The 16,953-nt window shown below is 74.8% G+C and carries 14 protein-coding genes and 1 pseudogene; 5 read left to right on the top strand and 10 right to left on the bottom strand.

What is annotated here, in order from left to right:
- Positions 1–20: 20 nt before the first annotated feature.
- The 7 genes from dnaK to ABZ464_RS04740 form a co-directional block, all read right to left on the bottom strand.
- Entirely contained in the window at positions 21–1,904 is a 1,884-nt protein-coding gene (dnaK, locus tag ABZ464_RS04710) for a molecular chaperone DnaK (RefSeq protein WP_359270915.1), read from the bottom strand.
- Between the two features lie 112 nt (positions 1,905–2,016).
- A complete protein-coding gene (locus ABZ464_RS04715; protein ID WP_359270918.1) occupies positions 2,017–2,886 on the bottom strand; it encodes a glycerophosphodiester phosphodiesterase family protein in 870 nt (289 codons plus the stop codon).
- Positions 2,887–3,620: 734 nt separating this feature from the next.
- Positions 3,621–4,046 carry an OsmC family protein gene (locus tag ABZ464_RS04720; protein WP_359270921.1) on the bottom strand — a complete coding sequence of 142 codons (426 nt, stop codon included), beginning with the start codon at positions 4,044–4,046 and terminating at the stop codon, positions 3,621–3,623.
- A 68-nt stretch (positions 4,047–4,114) separates the two neighbouring features.
- The gene (locus ABZ464_RS04725; RefSeq protein ID WP_359270924.1) at positions 4,115–5,914 is read right to left on the bottom strand and encodes a hypothetical protein; all 1,800 of its coding nucleotides are present in this window, start codon (positions 5,912–5,914) and stop codon (positions 4,115–4,117) included.
- A 163-nt stretch (positions 5,915–6,077) separates the two neighbouring features.
- Positions 6,078–7,139, bottom strand: coding sequence for a MoxR family ATPase (locus ABZ464_RS04730; protein ID WP_359270927.1), 1,062 nt, complete (start codon positions 7,137–7,139; stop codon positions 6,078–6,080).
- A 76-nt stretch (positions 7,140–7,215) separates the two neighbouring features.
- A complete protein-coding gene (locus tag ABZ464_RS04735; protein ID WP_359270930.1) occupies positions 7,216–9,357 on the bottom strand; it encodes a phage holin family protein in 2,142 nt (713 codons plus the stop codon).
- 149 nt (positions 9,358–9,506) lie between these two features.
- Positions 9,507–9,908 carry a hypothetical protein gene (locus tag ABZ464_RS04740; protein ID WP_359270932.1) on the bottom strand — a complete coding sequence of 134 codons (402 nt, stop codon included), beginning with the start codon at positions 9,906–9,908 and terminating at the stop codon, positions 9,507–9,509.
- Between the two features lie 84 nt (positions 9,909–9,992).
- On the opposite strand from ABZ464_RS04740, the gene ABZ464_RS04745 reads away from it, so the two are divergent.
- Together ABZ464_RS04745 and ABZ464_RS04750 are read left to right on the top strand one after the other, a co-directional pair.
- Complete coding sequence (locus ABZ464_RS04745) at positions 9,993–10,766, top strand: MBL fold metallo-hydrolase (protein WP_359270935.1); 774 nt, start codon at positions 9,993–9,995, stop codon at positions 10,764–10,766.
- Positions 10,763–11,395, top strand: coding sequence for a VTT domain-containing protein (locus ABZ464_RS04750; protein WP_359270938.1), 633 nt, complete (start codon positions 10,763–10,765; stop codon positions 11,393–11,395). Before ABZ464_RS04745 ends, ABZ464_RS04750 begins: the two co-directional genes overlap by 4 nt.
- Here the strand turns inward: ABZ464_RS04750 and ABZ464_RS04755 are convergent.
- From ABZ464_RS04755 to ABZ464_RS04765, 3 genes are all read right to left on the bottom strand, one after another.
- Positions 11,392–12,456 (bottom strand): MBL fold metallo-hydrolase, encoded by a 1,065-nt coding sequence (locus tag ABZ464_RS04755; RefSeq protein ID WP_359270941.1) that lies wholly within the window; start codon positions 12,454–12,456, stop codon positions 11,392–11,394. The two genes, ABZ464_RS04750 and ABZ464_RS04755, sit on opposite strands and share 4 nt — an antisense overlap.
- A 14-nt stretch (positions 12,457–12,470) precedes the next feature.
- Positions 12,471–13,700: an aminotransferase class I/II-fold pyridoxal phosphate-dependent enzyme gene (locus ABZ464_RS04760; protein ID WP_359270943.1), complete on the bottom strand. Its 1,230-nt coding sequence runs from the start codon at positions 13,698–13,700 to the stop codon at positions 12,471–12,473.
- 210 nt (positions 13,701–13,910) lie between these two features.
- Positions 13,911–14,867: a hypothetical protein gene (locus ABZ464_RS04765; RefSeq protein WP_359270945.1), complete on the bottom strand. Its 957-nt coding sequence runs from the start codon at positions 14,865–14,867 to the stop codon at positions 13,911–13,913.
- A 272-nt stretch (positions 14,868–15,139) separates the two neighbouring features.
- On the opposite strand from ABZ464_RS04765, the pseudogene ABZ464_RS04770 reads away from it, so the two are divergent.
- The 3 genes and pseudogenes from ABZ464_RS04770 to ABZ464_RS04780 form a co-directional block, all read left to right on the top strand.
- A pseudogene (locus ABZ464_RS04770) lies at positions 15,140–15,857 on the top strand (thiamine pyrophosphate-dependent enzyme); the annotation flags it as partial.
- Between the two features lie 66 nt (positions 15,858–15,923).
- A complete protein-coding gene (locus tag ABZ464_RS04775; RefSeq protein ID WP_359270947.1) occupies positions 15,924–16,304 on the top strand; it encodes a DUF2795 domain-containing protein in 381 nt (126 codons plus the stop codon).
- A gap of 77 nt (positions 16,305–16,381) precedes the next feature.
- On the top strand, positions 16,382–16,924 hold the full coding sequence (locus ABZ464_RS04780; RefSeq protein ID WP_359270949.1) for a type 1 glutamine amidotransferase domain-containing protein: 543 nt from the start codon (positions 16,382–16,384) through the stop codon (positions 16,922–16,924).
- Positions 16,925–16,953: the final 29 nt, after the last annotated feature.

A 16,953-nucleotide genomic window follows, 5' to 3' on the forward strand; every position in this document is an offset into this window, starting at 1 on the left:
GCTCCCCCGGCCTGATCGGGTCAGGCTCCCTTCGCCTGGTCGGGTTCGTCGTCGACGATCTCCGCGTCCACGACCGTCTCGTCGTCGTCCGCCGCCCGGCCGGTGTCGCGGTCGGTGGTGGGGCCGGTGTCGTGGGCGGCGGTCGGCGGCTGCTGGGCCTGGGCGTACATCGCCTGGCCCATCTTCTGGCTGACGCCGGCCAGTTCGTCGACGCCGGTCCGCAGGGCGCCGGTGTCGGCCTGCTGGTTCAGCAGGCCCTTGAGTTCGGTGATCGCCGAGGACACCTCCTCCCTGGTCTCGGCGGGCACCCGTTCCTCGTTCTCACGGAGGAACTTCTCGGTCTGGTAGACGAGTTGCTCGGCCTGGTTGCGGGTCTCGGCGGCCTCGCGGCGGGCGCGGTCCTCGTCGGCGTACTGCTCGGCCTCGCGCATCATGCGGTCGATGTCGTCCTTCGGGAGCGCCGAGCCGCCGGTGACGGTCATCTTCTGTTCGCGGCCCGTGGCGAGGTCCTTCGCGAAGACGTGCATGATCCCGTTGGCGTCGATGTCGAAGGCGACCTCGATCTGCGGGACGCCGCGCGGGGCCGGCGGGAGGCCGGTCAGGTCGAAGACGCCGAGCTTCTTGTTGTAGGCGGCGATCTCGCGTTCGCCCTGGTAGACCTGGATGCCGACGGAGGGCTGGTTGTCGGCGGCGGTGGTGAAGATCTCCGAACGGCGGGTGGGGATCGTGGTGTTGCGTTCGATGAGCTTGGTCATGATGCCGCCCTTGGTCTCGATGCCGAGGGACAGCGGGGTGACGTCGAGGAGGAGGACGTCCTTGACGTCGCCGCGGATCACACCCGCCTGGAGTGCGGCGCCGACGGCGACGACCTCGTCGGGGTTGACGCCCTTGTGCGGGTCCTTGCCGGTCAACTCCCGGACCAGATCGGTGACCGCGGGCATCCGGGTGGAGCCGCCGACGAGGATGACGTGGTCGATCACGGACAGCTTGACCTTGGCGTCCTTGACGGCCTGGTGGAAGGGGGTGCGGCAGCGGTCCAGCAAGTCGGCGGTGAGCTCCTGGAACTGAGCGCGCGTCAGTTTCTCGTCGAGGTGCAGGGGGCCTTCGGCGGAGGCGGTGATGTAGGGGAGGTTGATGGTGGTCTCGGAGGACGAGGACAGTTCGATCTTCGCCTTCTCGGCTCCCTCGCGCAGCCGTTGCACCGCCATCCGGTCGGCGCCGAGGTCGATGCCGTACTGGCCCTTGAACTTCTTCACGAGGTGCTCGACGACCCGCTGGTCCCAGTCGTCTCCGCCGAGCAGGGTGTCACCGTTGGTGGCCTTGACCTCGATGACGCCGTCGCCGATCTCCAGGAGCGAGACGTCGAAGGTGCCGCCGCCCAGGTCGAAGACGAGGACCGTCTGTTCCTGGCTGCGGTCGAGGCCGTAGGCGAGGGCGGCGGCGGTCGGCTCGTTGATGATCCGCAGCACCTTCAGGCCGGCGATCTCCCCGGCCTCCTTGGTGGCCTGCCGCTGGGAGTCGTCGAAGTAGGCGGGCACGGTGATCACCGCGTCGGTGACGTCCTCGCCGAGATAGGCCTCGGCGTCCCGCTTCAGTTTCTGCAGGACGCGGGCGGAGAGTTCCTGGGCGCGGTAGCGGGTGCCGTCGACGTCGCCCTGTTCGGGGAAGCGCCAGTGCGCGTCGCCCATGTGCCGCTTGACCGAGCGGGCGGTGCGGTCGACGTTGGTGACCGCCTGCCGTTTGGCGACCTCGCCGACGAGTACCTCGCCGTTCTTGGCGAAGGCCACGACGGACGGGGTGGTCCGTGCGCCCTCCGCGTTGGCGATGACCGTGGGGTCGCCGCCCTCCAGGACGGCCACCACCGAGTTCGTGGTCCCGAGATCGATGCCGACCGGACGTCCCATCGCCGTCCCCTTCCGCCAGGGAGCCTCCCGTGCCACCGGACTTCCAGCACAAATCGTGCGCGGGCTTCTGTCAATGGGGCATCGGGGGCGTACACCCGGGGTGGGTGCCCGCTCAGGGGGCCGGGTGCCCCTCGGGGAGGGTTCGATGCGTCTCGCCGCGCAGTTCCACCGCCCGGCGGGGCCGGTCGGTGACCACGACGTCGACCCGGGTGTCGGTGAGGAAGCGGCGCAGTCCGGCGTCGTCGTTGACCGTCCACACCAGGGTGAACAGGCCGTGGCGGGCCGCTCGGCGCAGCACGGTGGCGCGGGCGAGCAGTCGGTGCACGGCCACGCCGTGCGCGCCGCAGGCGCGCAGCCGGCGCAGCGGGAACAGCTCGCCGGCCCGGGTCGCGGCGAGCCGGGCGAATCCGACCTCGTGCCGGTCGCGGCCCAGTGACAGGGCGGTGCGCACGCCGGGGAAGGCCCGGGTGATCGTGGCGACGGAGCGGTCCTCCAGGCTGGTGGCGACGAAGCCGTCCCGGCCCAGCAGGGCCACCGCCCGGTCGACGACCTCGTGCTCGTAGCCGGTCTCCTTCAGGTCCAGGTGCCCGGCCAGCCGCCCGCCGACCAGGGCCATCACGTCGTCCACGGCGGGAACGTCGTATCCGGCGCGGCCGCACAGCTCGGCGTACGTGATCCGGCCGACCGGCGGTCCGGTGGGGCCGCCGGCCCGGGCGTCGTGATGGACGACGAGGACGCCGTCGGCGGTACGGCGGACATCGAACTCGACGTACTCCGCTCCCGAGGCGAGCGCGTCCTCGTACGCCTGGAGGGTGGCGGCGGCGCACAGCTCGGAACCGCCGCGGTGGGCGGAGACGGCGGGGGTTCCCTGCGGGGGCCGGGGCGGCGACGGGGTGGTGAGGAGGCGGGGGGTCAGGGAGGGCGGCGGAGGGTCCGGGGGTGGCGAGGTCCCGGAGGGGTACGTGGTGCCGGGCGGCGGCACGGGCCTGGAGGGCCGGGGAGTGTCAGGAAGTGGCGGGGGACCGGAGCGGTGGGGGGTGTCCGGAGACGGCGGGGTCTGGGAGGGCCGCGGGGTGACCGGAGGAGGCGGGGTCTCGGAGGGCCGCGGGGTAACCGGAGGCGGCGGGGAGCCGGAGGGCCGCGGGGTAACCGGAGGAGGCGGGGAGCCGGAGGGCCGCAGGGTGACCGGAGGAGGCGGGGAGCCGGAGGGCCATGGGCTGTCCGGGAGCGCTGGGGTCACAGTGGGCCGCGGGGTGTCCCGGGGTGGCGGGGGTTCGGGGGGCTCTGGGCGGCTGGTCACCGCTTCATGATCGGTGATTCCGGGCACCGGCGCCCTCCCTCCGTCGCCCGGCGGGGCCGTCGTACGGGCGACCCGGGCGGGTACACCCGCAGCCCGAGCACGCCGAACCCGCCGGTGCGCGGGGCGGCCGGACCCATCGTGGACTGGGCGGGGCGAACGCGACGGGGACGCGGGCGGGCCGAACGCACTGATGCCCGGGGGCGTAATGCGCACGGTCGACCGGGTCGCGGGGCGGGCCGAGCGGGCCGCCGACACACACCACCGATCCTCCCCACCCGCCACGCGCCACCGACCCACCCCACCCGACACGCACCACCGGCTCACTGGCCCACCGGGACCACCGGATCACCGGACCCGACACGCGCCACCGGCCGGTACGCAGAGTGCGTTCCGGCCGGTGGGGTGGGGGCGGGGCGTCAGGCCAGTTTGGCCGACAGGGTGATCGTGGTGCCGGTGAGGGCCTGGCTGACGGGGCAGTTCTTCTTGGCGTCCTCGGCGGCGGCGACGAACGCGTCGTTGTCGATGCCGGGGACCGTGCCCTCGACGGTGAGGTGGATGCCGGTGATGCCCTCACCGGGCTGGAAGGTGACGTCGGCGGAGGTGACGAGCTTGGTGGGCGGGGTGCCCGCGCCTGCCAGCCCGTGCGACAGGGCCATGGAGAAGCAGCTGGAGTGGGCGGCGGCGATCAGCTCCTCGGGGCTGGTCTTCCCGTTCGCCTTCTCGGCGCGCGACGGCCACGACACCGGCTGCTGACCGATGCCGGAGGAGTCGAAGGTGACGACGCCGTTGCCCTCGAGCAGGTTGCCTTCCCAGACGGTGTGAGCGGAGCGCGTGGTGGCCACGGTTGTTCCTTTCGCGTGGGTTTCCCGTCGGACGGGTTTCCGTGAGCCCCATCCGATCACATTCCGGCTCACCGCACCCGGAACACCGGCCCCTGAGCCGTGAACGGCAGCCGGGCGCCCTGCGGGATCAGGTAGGCGTGTTCGCGCCGGACGCGCAGGGTGTCGCACCAGCCGTCGGTGATGACCAGCACGGGAGCGTCGCGCGGGAAGTCGTCGGCGCGGTGCAACAGGTCGATGCCGGGCTGCAGGACCGTACCGCCGCGGCCGCGCACCCGGATCCGGTCGGCGATCTCGGTGACGGGGAGATAGCCGGCGTCGTGCGGGGCGGCGTCGCAGAACACGACGCGGGCGGCGGGTACGTCGCGGGCCTCGGCGTAGGAGGCGATGGCGCCGAGGGCCTTGCCGAGGAGGGCGGTGTTCATGGAGCCGGAGGTGTCCAGGACGACGCCGAAGGTGCAGCGGGGTGTCTCCTCGGGCGGGAAGTACCGTCCGGCGCGCGGGATGTCGGGGGTGGAGGCCTGGCGGCGTGCGGGGCGGGCGTACGACCGTAGGGGCTCCGGGCGGGGGACGAACTCGTCGAACCAGCGGGCGAGGCGGGCGTCCCAGGGCAGCGGAGGGTGGCTGAGGGCGCGGATCTCCTCGACCAGCCCGCCGGGGAGCATGCCGCGTTCCTCGCGTTGGTGCAGGTCGAGGCCGTGGGCGAGGCCGCGCCGGTAGAAGCCGTCGAGGTCGACGCAGTCGCGGGGCGGGCCGAGGGGGCCGCCGAGGACGTCGCCGACGCCCTTGCCGCGCAGGGTGGACAGTCGGCGAAGGCGGCGCAGGTCGCCGGCGATGCGGTCGTAGACCTCCTCGGCGGACAGGCCGGCGAGCTGTGGGTCGTACAGCAGTCCGTCGGGCATGGTGCCGATCTGCATCTCGCGCAGCCAGCCGTTGATGACGTAGTCGCAGGCGACGTTGAAGAGGTAGGGGTCGCGGGTGCCGCAGCGGTCGCCGTGGCGCAGGGCGGCGTGCAGCATCTCGTGGGCGAGGACGAACCGCCATTCGTCGTCCTGGAGCCGGTACAGCGGGTTGAGGTAGATCTCGCCGGCCTCGGCGTCGACGGCGGCGATCTGGATGCCGTGGGCGCGGGCCAGCTCGGCGTCGGGGACGAGCTTGATGCCGGCCGCGATGCCGCCGAGCAGCGGGTAGGAGGAGACGAACCAGCTCAGGGCCCGCTCCCAGGGGCGCTGGGGGTCCAGGTCGTCGTCGAGGGAGGCACGTCGGCCGCCGGCCATGTCCATGGCGGCGGACACGGTCCGGGTGAGGGCGGTCGCGAAGGCGAGCTGACGGTCCGGCGGCCGGCCTCCGCGCCAGGTGTCCCAGGGCAGCAGCAGCTGGTCGGGGTCCGGGCCCGCGGTGCCGCAGTGCTGGTAGGCGGTGGGGAGGCCGTCGCGGCGCCAGCGGGCGGCGAGCTGTTCCTCGTCGCCGTCCGGGTAGGTGAGCGGCAGGTCCTCGGGGGGTCTGCCGACGGGGAAGGTGAGCAGGAAGCGGTTGACGACGGTGCAGCGGGCGGCGATGTCGTACCGGTCGGGCTGGACGCGGACGCCCGCGGCCGCCGGGACGTGGCCGAAGCCGAGGTGGAGGGCGGCGTGGGCGAGCGACCAGGCCCACACGGCGGGGTCGGCGATCCGGGCCGGGTGGGCGTGGACCGTGCCGTCGGAGTCGACCCGGACCAGGCCGCCGCGGGGCGCCAGCGCGCACTCCTCCCTGCGGCACACGCCGAAGTCGACGGCGTCGAGGGCCGGGTTCGCGTGCATCAGCCGCAGCCCCTCGCCGAAAGCCTCCGCCGCCAGATCCCGCTTCTTCTTCCCCCGCCCGCCCCGGCTCACCGCCCCGCCTCCGCCCGCTTCATCGCCGCACCCCGCCCCCGGCTCGTCCCGCTCACCGGCGTGCCTCCCTCCGCTTCATCGCCACGCCCTGCCCCGGCTCGTCCCGCTCACCGCCCCGCCTCCGCCCGCTTCATCGCCGCACCCCGCCCCCGGCTCGTCCCGCTCACCGGCGTGCCTCCACCAGCCGGGGCATGTCGCGGGCCGCCTCGACCAGGAACCAGGAGGGGAGGACGGGGTTGCCGTCGGGGTCGGCGGCGATGACGGTCTGGGCGACCTCGACGGAGATCTCGGCGAGCTGCACGAGGAGCGACTTGGCGCGGTACGCGGTCTGCCGGCCGTTCGCCGACATGTGTTCCTTGACGGCGGGGAGTTCCTTGACGAGCCGGCCGCGGAAGGAGTCGGCGAGGTAGTAGAGCAGGTCGCGGTCCTCGACGCGGTGGGGCCAGGGCGCGTCGCCGCGCAGGACGGCCTCGATGCCGTACCGGCTGCGGACGATCTTGACGTAGCCGCAGAAGGCGGTGGCGTGCGCGGGGGTGAGCGTGCCGTGTGCGAGGACGGTGAGGGTGTCCTCGTCGAGGCCCTGGCCGAAGGAGTGCAGGGCGTCGGAGAGCATGTGCCAGGAGCGGGGCGTGGAGAAGGGTTCCTCGGTCTTCGGCGGCTTGGACCACAGGTGGTCGGGCCGGTCGGTGAGGTGGTCGAGGATCCAGGGGTGGATGCCGTGCGCAGCCGCCCAGGCGAGCCAGTCCCTCGGGGAGGCCTCCAGGTGGACGTGGGTGAGGCGGTTGACGAGCGCGGAGGCGATGGGGCGGGCGAGGGCGTTGTCGGTGGCGCGGTTGCCGGCGCCGATGACGATGGAGCCCTCGGGGAGTTCGTAGCTGCCGATACGGCGGTCCAGGATCAGCGAGTAGAACGCCTTCTGCACGTCGGGGGTGGCCGCGTTGAGCTCGTCCAGGAACAGGCAGTACGGCTCGTCGCGGGCGATCGCCTCCGGCGGGCAGAACACCGACCGTCCGTCGCGGATCTGCGGCACGCCGATCAGGTCCTCCGGGGCGAGCTGCGTGCCGAGCAGGCTCACGCACTCCAGGCCCAGGGACTCGGCGAACTCCCTGACCAGGGAGGACTTCCCGATGCCGGGGGCGCCCCAGAGGAAGACCGGCCGCACGGTGGCGAGGCCGAGGAGGAGTTCGGGGATGCGGGAGGGCGTGACGGTGACGGCAGCCTGCAACGCTGCTGCTCCTTGGGGCGGGGGCGAGATCGACACGGCCAGTGTGGGTGTACGGCCGTGGCGGCGCAGCCTATTTTCAGGCGGCCCGTTCCTCCGGGGCCGGTTCCAGCGGCACCTGGGGTCCGTCGGTTTCGCGGAGCCAGCGGCGCAGGACGCGGTGGACGTGCTCGGCGCCGGTCAGGATCCCGCCCTCGTCGACGGGGGCGGACAGGGCGAGCGGAGAGAGCAGGAAGGGGCGGGCCTGGGCGCCGCCGAGGCCGCCGTGGGAGCCGATCTGCTCCTCGAAGGCGAGGACCTCGCCGTCGGCCGGGTCGTGGAAGGAGTTGACCATGATGTCGGCGGTGTGCGGGAAGGAGTGCGTGCGGCGCACGGCGTCGGCGGCGCCGGGCCCGAAGGCGGCCAGCGGACCGGGGTCCTCGTCCAGCCGGTCCAGGGGTATCTCCGCGCCGTACGCGCCGAGGACGACCCCGCCGTGCTCCTCGCTGCGGACCAGGAGGAAGCCGATGCCGGGGTGGTTGGCGAGGGTGGTCAGCAGGGCGGGGTGACGGGCGTCGATCTCCTCCTTGGTCATCCGGTGCGGGACGTCCGGGAAGGAGATCAGGCCGAGGTTCCCGGAGGCGAGCACGATCGGCTCGGAGCGGCGTCCGGCGGGGCGGTGCCGTTCCCCGCTCTCCTCGACGGGCCGGCGCAGTGCGGCCCGGACGGCGGCGCGGGCCTCGGCGCCGCTGTGGGTGCGTTCGGCGCGGCGCGGCACCGGCAGGCCGCAGCCGGCCCGTACCAGGTCGCCGAGGGTGAGGCCGTAGCGGGCGCGGAAGGTCTCGCCGGGGCTCTGTCCGTGGTCGGACAGGACGACGATCCGGTAGGGGCGGGGGGCGTGCTCGGCGGCCTTCTCGATCAGGGCGAGGGCGCGGTCGAGGCGGCCGAGGACCTGTGCGGTGTCCCGGCCGAGCGGCCCGGAGTGGTGGGCGACCTCGTCGTAGGCGACGAGGTCGGCGTAGACGGCGGTGCGGCCGGCGAGCAGGTCGCCCATGACGGCGGCCACGACGACGTCGCGTTCGACGACGGTGGCGAAGGCGCGGACGAACGGGTACAGGCCGCCGCGGCTCACACGGGGGCGCTCTCCCCGCAGGCGGGCGCGGGTGGACTGGGCGATCTCGCGGACCACCTCGGCGACGAAGGACAGGGCGGTGCGCACGGCGTTGGCCGGGTCGGAGAAGTAGGCGAAGTAGCCGGCGCGGGAGCGGGTGTCGCGGCCCCGGCGGCGGGTGGCGATGGACAGCACGAGGGCCTGTTCGTCGGCGCCGCCGCCGAAGAGGTTGCCGCGGCTGGCGCCGTCGAGGGTGAGCAGTCCGCCGTCGCCGGTGCGCCCGACGGCGCGGCGCTGGAGTTCGGCGGCACTGGTGGGGCGGTTGCAGACCATCACCTCCCGGCTGTCCTTCTCGTACCAGCGGAAGGCGGGCACGTCGTGGTTGCTGCCGTGGAGGATGCCGAGCTGGCTGGCGCCGGTCTGGCTGGACCAGTCGGTGTGCCAGGGGGTGAGCCGGTGGGTGGGGCGGGGCACCGGGCCGGGGGCGGCGCCGGGCCGGCCGGCCGCACCGTCCGCACCGGGGGCCGGGCCGGTGCCCGGGTGCCGGCCGAGCCAGGTGGCGACCGTCGGCATCAGGCCCTTGCGGACGGCGGTGGACAGGACGTCGTGGCCGACGCCGTCGAGCTGGAGGAAGACGGTGCCGGGGGTGGCGGCGCAGGGCGGGCCGCCCCGGCGGCGGCGGTCGGCGAGGCGGTAGAGCCGGCGGCGGTAGGCGTCGTCGTCGCGGACGGCGAGGGCGCCGCCGGTCGCGGAGGCGACGGCGGACATCACGGCGGCGACGATGACGGCGGTCTCGGGTGCGGCCTCGGTCTGTCCGGAGGGTGTCAGCCGCAGCGCTATCAGCAGCAGCGAGCCGTTGAGGAAGAACACCAGCAGGCCGAGGACGAGGGCCGGCACCAGCAGCAGGAGGCGGACGAGGAGGGGCCAGACCAGGGCGGAGAGGAGGCCGAAGACGCCGGCGCCGACGGCCGCGGTGACGGCGATGACGGTGGCGCTGTCGCCGTCGGCTGACTGCAGGCGGAAGTCCGGCAGGATCCCCGCGAGGACCAGCATCGTCAGGGTGGAGACGGCCCACACCGCGAGACTCCGCCCCGCCTGGCTGACGGCCCGCCGCCACCGCACCCCACGCACGCCCCGTTCACCTCGTCTTCCGGCCCCGACGCCGAGAGGAGGGGCCGTCGTCCACCCTGTCACACGGGACTGACAACCGGCCCGGACACCGCCCTCGTCGCCCTCGCCGGCCCCGACACCGCCCCCGTCTCCCCCCCCGGCCTCGCGTCCTACCGACCGTCGTACCCGGCCGTCGGCATCGACAGCCGCCGGTGGACGTGGGCCTTCATCTGGGCGTCGTAGGCGGGTTCGGGGGAGCCGACGGTCTCCACGCGGACCCCGCGGCGGGCGCACTCCTCGGTGAACTCCTCGACGTCCGACAGGGCGCTCTCGAGGACGCGGCGGCTGGGGGCGACGAACAGGTCGACGCCGGGCCGTACCCCGTCCCACAGCACGCAGTGGTCGGCGCGCAGTCCGCGCACCAGGAGCTCGCGGCTGACGGTGTAGCCACGCTGGGCGGCCCAGCGCGCGCACATGGCGTGCTGGCTGCGGGAGTCCACCAGGAAGGGATCGGCGTCCAGTTCCTCGAGCGGCGTCAGACTCGCGATCGCCGTGACCCGCACCGGTCCCATGGCGTCCCCCTCACCTCCGGGTTTCGCCGCCGACCCTACTCCTGCCCGTAGGCTTCGGGGGAGTCGCGCGAGGGAGGCAAAGGGGTGCCGGTGGAGATCACCTGGTGGGGTCACGCGACCTGCACGGTCGAGGATGCGAACGTGCGCGTGCTGACCGACCCTCTGTTCGCACGCCGGCTCGCGCATCTGCGGCGCCGCCGGGGCGCGCCGCCCCCGCCGGCCGCGTGGCGGGCGGATGTCGCGGTCGTCTCCCATCTGCACGCCGACCATCTCCATGTGCCGTCGCTGGCGCGCCTCGCGCCGGGCACGCGCCTGCTGGTGCCCCGGGGCGCGCCGCGCGCCGTGCCCGGTCTGCGACGGCTGGCGCATCTGCAGGTCAGCGAGGTGGAGCCGGGGGACGAGACGGTGGTGGACGGGGTGCGGATACGGGCGGTGCCCGCGCGGCACGACGGGCGGCGGCTGCCGGTGGGCCCGCACCGCTCCCCCGCGCTCGGGTACGTCGTCGAGGGCGAGGCGCGCACCTACTTCGCCGGGGACACCGGGCTGTTCGAGGACATGGCGCGTGCGGTCGGGCCGGTCGACGTGGCGCTGCTGCCGGTGGGCGGCTGGGGCCCGTACCTGGGCGAGGGGCATCTGGACGCGGGCCGGGCGGCCGAGGCGCTGGCCCGGCTGGCGCCGGGGAGCGCGGTGCCGGTGCACTACGGCACGTACTGGCCGATCGGGATGGACGCCGTGCGCCCCCATGAGTTCCATGCGCCGGGTGAGGAGTTCGTGCGCCTTGCGGCGCGGCGTGCGCCGGGCGTGACGGTGCACCGGCTGGGGCACGGCGAGAGCGTGCGCCCGGAGGTCGTACGGTGAGGTGGTGGCTCGCCGCGGCCGCCACGACGGCGGTGCCGGCGGAGTCCACCCAGCAGGCGCTCGGCTATCCGTCGCTGTTCCTGCTGGTGCTGATCGGGGCGCTGGTGCCGGTGGTGCCGACGGGGGCGCTGGTGAGTTCGGCGGCGGTGGTGGCGTTTCATCAGACGGCGCCGTTCTCGCTGGCGCTGGTGTTCGTGACGGCGTCGCTGGCGGCGTTCCTCGGGGACGCGGCCCTGTACGGGCTGGGGCGGCGCGGGATGGGGTCGAGGAACGGCTCGCGCTGGCTGGAGGCGATCCGGGCGCGGGCGCCGGAGCAGCGACTGGAGCAGGCGCAGGCGCGGCTCGCCGAGCACGATGTGGCGGTGCTGGTGCTGTCCCGGCTGGTGCCGGCGGGCCGGATCCCGGTGATGCTGGCGTGTCTGATGGCCGACTGGCCGCTGCGCCGGTTCGTGCGGGGGAATCTGCCGGCCTGTCTGGCGTGGGCGCTGACGTATCAGTTGATCGGGATCCTCGGTGGTTCGCTGTTCCCGGAGCCGTGGCAGGGGGTGGTGACGGCGGTCGCGCTGACCGTGGTGATCGGCGCGGCGCCGAGCGTGTGGCGCCGGATCAGGAAACCCGGATCCGCCTAGGGGGCCCTCCGACCGAGTGTGCGTGAGCCTCCGATGGGGAGGTCCCAGAGGTCTTCGGCGGCCAGGCCCGCTTTCTCCCAGGCCTTGCGCACCCGCTCCAGGGGCTCCAGGACCGGCTCGGCCGAGAGGACGAAGGTCGCCCAGTGCATGGGGGCCATACGGCGGGCGCCGAGGTCGAGGGTGGCTCTGACGGCCTCCTCGGGGTCGCAGTGGACGTCGCTGAGCCACCAGCGGGGGTCGTAGGCGCCGATGGGCAGCAGGGCGAGGTCGATGCCGGGGTGGCGGCGGCCGATGCGGGAGAACCAGTGGCCGTAGCCGGTGTCGCCGGCGAAGTACAGGCGCTGTCCGTCGGGGGCGGTGAGCACCCAGCCGCCCCACAGGGAGCGGCAGGTGTCGAGGAGGGTGCGCTTGGACCAGTGGTGGGCCGGGACGAAGTCGAAGCGGACGCCGGACAGTTCGGCCGCCTCCCACCAGTCCAGCTCGGTCACGGCCGTGAACCGGCGTCGCCGGAACCAGCGTCCGAGTCCGGCGGGGGCGAACACGGGTGTGTCGCGCGGGAGTCGGCGCAGTGTCGGCGCGTCCAGGTGGTCGTAGTGGTTGTGGCTGACGACGACCGCGTCGACGGGCGGCAGGTCCTCCCAGGGCACGCCCACGGGGGTGATGCGGGCGGGGGTGCCGAGGATGCGGCGGGACCAGACCGGGTCGGTGAGGACGGTGAGTCCGCCGATGCGCAGCACCCAACTGGCGTGTCCCGCCCAGGTGACGGCGAGGGTGGCGGCGTCCGCAGGGGGCAGCGGGGCGGGTGCGAAGGGCAGCCGGGGGACGTCGGCGAGGCCTTCCCTGCCGGGGCGTACGGAGCCCTCGCGGGCGAAGCGGGCGAGGGCCTTGAGGCCGGGCAGCGGGGCGGTCAGCCGGTCGTGGAAGGTACGGGGCCACACCCGCCGCTCCCCCAGCGGGCGGGGCTCGGCGAGCGGCGGGAAAGGGGGCGGGACGAGAGCGTCGGCGTCCTGCGGCGGCACGGGTTCGGCGGCGGTGGTGGTCGACTCGGACTGCTGCGTCATCGAGGAGGCTCCCATCACTGGGCGTCGTCACGGAGATCGTCGAGGACCGACCTCAGAAGCATCAACGCGCGTTGCACGTGGGGCAGTTCCCACGGCGTGGGCGAGGTGAGGCATTCCGCGCGTTCGGCGTCCGTGCCACCCAGCAGGGGGCCGGTGGACAGCCGGACGCGCAGCGCGCCGAGGTCGTCGCCGAAGCGGTGGCCGCCGGGCGCGGGCATGCCGAGCCGGGCGGTGAGGTAGTCCTCCAGATCCTGTGCGTCGCCGACGCCGCGCGCGGCGAGCGCCTCCCGCAGGGGGCCGAGGTCGGCGTACAGGTGGCGTCCGGCCTGCGGCGGCAGGGCGAGGGCGCCCGCGGCCACCACGGTGGCGTGCAGGGCGTGGGCCACGCGCGCGTGCAGCGCCACGGTGGCGGCCAGGCGCGCGGTGACCGGCTCGGGTTCGGCGAGGGCGTAGGCGGCGGCCGCGGCGACGGGTGCGGCCACGCGCGCGTCGAGCGCGGTGAGGACGTCGAGCACGCGCGCGTGGAGGTCGTCGCCGGCGGCCGAGGCGGGCAGCCGGGCGACGGCGGCGGGCCAGCCGCTGGGCAGCAGCGCGCCGGCCAGGTCGGTGACGACGGTGACCTGCTCCGGCAGCATCTCGGCGGGGCCGACCAGCACGGTGTCGTGCGGGGTGTGCAGGGTGTCGCGCCAGGTCTCGTCGCTGACCAGGTGCAGGCCTTCCCCGGCGGCGGCCTCGACGGCCTCGTGGAGCACCTCGGGCGGGGCGACGGTGGCGGTGGGGTCGTCGGCGAGGGACAGCACCAGCAGCCGCGGCTCCCCGCCCTCGGCGCGCACCCGGCGCACGGTCTCCAGCAGGGCGTACGGGTCCGGTACGCCGCCGCACTCGGCGGGGGTCGCCACGTGGAAGACGGGCCGGCCGAGCAGCCGGGCGTACGGCGCCCACCAGGCCGCGCAGGGCCGGGGCACCAGGACGTCACCGCCGAGCGCGGCGGTCAGCGCGACCAGCAGCGCGGGTGCCCCGGGCGCGGCGACGGTCCGGCCGGGCCCGGCGGGGGCGCCGTGCCGTTGCGCGTGGCCCCGGGCGGCGTCCAGGAGGTCGGGGCCGCCGCCGACGGGTTCGCCGTACGCGCGCGTGGCGGCCCGGGCGAGGACCTCGGCGAGTTCGGGGAGGACGGGCAGTCCGTCGGGCGGGAGGGGCGGGCCGTAGCGGACGGGCCCGTGGTCTTCCGGTTCCGTGCGCCGCATGGGGTCCTCCGCGCAGTCCGTCCCGGGTGCCGGGTGCCGGCGGCCCGCGGGGGCCGCGTGGGTGCGGTGCCCGGGGTGCCGGTGGTGTGTGACGTCTCGTACGGGGCGGGTCGTGCCCCCGCGCTCTGCGTACCCCGTGGGCGCCGGGTCATGGCCGTCCGCCCGCGTCGCGCCGGTCACAGCGGGGGCCGGTCCGGCCGTCGGACGGGGTCAGGCGTCCGCCGGGGTCCTGCGGCGGCGCAGCAGCCGATGAGCCGCGGCGCCGAACGCGCCGGCGATCAGCAGTCCGCCGGCGACGAGGGCGGGCACGGAGTCGCCGAACGTACCGCCCGTGCCGGCCCGTACGCCGTGCTCGACGGTGGCCGGCGTGGTGGGCCGCTCCGTGGGGCGGGCGGTGGCGCAGGGCTTGTCGTGGGGGCAGGGGTGGCCGCCGTCGCAGGAGGGGGCGCTCTGGCCGGGGGTCAGGGGGCAGGGCGGGATGCCGGCCCCGCCGACGCCCCCGCCGAAGCCTCCGCTCCCGCTCCCGCTCCCGCTCTCGCTCTCGCCGACGCCCCCGCCCCCGCCCCCGCCGATGTCCTCGGTGCCGCCTCCGCTGCCGCCCTCGCTTCCGCCTCCGCCGACGCCCCCGCTCTCGCCCCCGCCGAGGCCCCCGCTGACGCCCTCGTTCCCGCCCACGCTGCCGCTTCCGCTTCCGCTCTCGCTGTTGCCCCCACTGCCGATCCCGGAATCGCTCCCGATATCGCCGGTAGTGGGCCGGTTGACGTCGAAGGTGGCGCTCCAGGCGCTGCCCTGGCCGCCGGGGGGTGCCGGGCAGGTGCCGTCGACGGTCCAGGCGGTGTCCGGGCCGAGCCCGCCGTCGTTCTCGCCGAGGTCGGGGGCGACGTGGGCGCTGCCCTGGTAGGCGGGCCCGGCTGTCGCGTCGCCGTCGCCGTCGCCCTCGCCGGGGACCTTGTCCAGTTTGACGGTGCCCTCGGTGAACGCCTGCGAGACGGCGTCCAGGGTCTGCGGGGCGGTGCCGCCGAGGGGGTCGCAGGAGACCGACACGGTGACGCTGCCCCCGGGGTCGACGCTGCCGGGGCCGACCTCGGCCGCCGGATCGGCGACCGCGACCGGCCCGGCGGCGGCCAGGAGGGCGGCGGCGAGGAGGAAGGGGGCGGTGCGGCGCATGGGACGGCTCCTTCGGCCGACGAGGGCGGGGCACGGCGTTCACGCCCCGCCCCCATCACAGCCGCAGACCCGGGCGACCGCGCGCGGCCACGGTCCATTGGCGGGACGGGGACCCGCCACACGGGTGACGCCCGGGAGCGCGGGGAACGGCGCGACCGGCCACACCGGACCCGCACCCGGCCCACACCTCAAGCCACTGCCCCACCCCGCCCCGCCCCGCGCGCAGGTTTTCCGGGGGCACCCGGGGTCACCCGGCACCCGTCTCGCCGTACGACCCGATCAACCCGGAGTACGTGGCCCGGGCGCTGGACCCTCCCCCAGAGGGGGTACCCCCAGCTGCCGCCGGACGCGATCGTCACCTCCGACTCCGGCTCGGTGGCCAACTGGTACGCCCGGCATCCGACCCTGCGCCCCGGCATGCCCGCCTCCCTCTCCGGCACGCTGGCGACGGTGGGCTGCGGGGTGCCGTACGCGATCGGGGCGAAGTTCGCCCACCCGGACCGGCCGGCGATCGCGCTGGTCGGGGACGGGGCGACGCAGATGAACGGCCTGGCCGAGCTGATCACGGCCGCCAGGTACCGCGACCGCTGGCAGGACCCGCGGCTGGTGGTCGGGGTGTGGAACAACCACGATCTGAACCAGGTGACGTGGGAGATGCGCGCCATGGAGGGCGCCCCCTCGTTCCTGCCCTCGCAGCAGCTGCCCGATGTGCGGAACGCGGCGTTCGCCCGCTCGCTGGGGCTGACCGCGGTGCGGGTGGAGAAGCCCGAGGACGTCGAGGCGGGCCGGCGTACGGCCCTGGAGGCGGACGGCCCCGCGGTCGTCGAATTCCTCACCGACCCGGCGGTACCGCCGATGCCGCCGCACGCGACCTGGGAGCAGATGGAGGCGACGGCGGAGTCGATCGTGAAGGGCGACGCCGACCGGGGCTCCATGGTCAGGCAGGGGTTCAAGGCGAAGGTGCAGGAGTTCCTGCCGGGGAAGAGGTGACGGCCGTGTGTCGTCCCCCTCCCTTCGGGTACGCGGTGGGCCGACCCCGAAGATCTGGAGGGAGACATGCAGCGAGGCAGCGACCGGCTGAGCGTGCACCGGGACGAGGAGATGAAGCACGAATTGCAGGGTCTGCTCCGCTCCGGGCACCCCACGCGGTCCGAGGAATGGCACGATCCGGAACCGTCCGCCGAGGACGATCCGCAGATCTGGGGCGGTCCGGTGGTGCCGGGCTCCTCCCGGGTGTCACTGGCGACGGTCCGCCAGGAGCTGGGCCGGATCCTGGGGCGCGGGTCCTTCCCCGCGGGTCCGCGTGAGCTGTCCCTGGCCCTGCGGCGCAGGAACGCGCCCGACGCGCTCGTGGACGCCGTGCACCGGCTGTCGCACAAAGAGCGCTACGCCAACGCGACCGAGCTGGCCGAGGCGCTGATCGAGCGCGGCCGGTGACCCGGGCGGGCAAGGACGAGCGGCGCGCCGGCGGCGACCAGGCCGGCCGGCGTGCCGCGGAAGGGCGTGGAACGATCATGCGCATCGCGTTTCTGACGGCGCCCGAGGGCGTCGAACAGGTCGAACCGACCGACCCCTGGCAGGCCGCGGCGGAGGCGGGGCACGAACCGGTGCTGGTGTCGACCCGATCCGGCGAGATCCAGGCCTTCGACCATCTCGACAGGGCGGACACGTTCCGGGTGGACGAGGTCGTCGGCGAGGCCGCCGCGGACTCCTTCGGCGGGCTGGTGCTGCCGGGCGGCGTGACGAACCCGGACTTCCTGCGAACGGATCCGCGGGCCGCGGCGTTCGTTCGGGCCTTCTTCGAGCAGGACAGGCCGGTCGCGGCGATCTGCCATGCCCCGTGGACGCTCGTGGAGGCGGACGTCGTACGCGGCCGGGAACTGACATCGTGGCCGAGTCTGCGCACGGACGTCCGCAACGCGGGCGGCACCTGGGTCGACGAGCAGGTGAAGATCTGCGACCACGGCCCGAACAAGCTGGTGACCAGCCGTAGGCCGGACGACCTGAAGGCGTTCTGCGCGGCGTTCCTGGACGTGTTCACCGAGGAGGCGGGCTGAGGGGCGGGTTGTCGGAGGGGCTGTCCGGT

This window comes from Streptomyces sp. NPDC005820 (genome assembly GCF_040630255.1).
Lineage (GTDB): Bacteria > Actinomycetota > Actinomycetes > Streptomycetales > Streptomycetaceae > Streptomyces.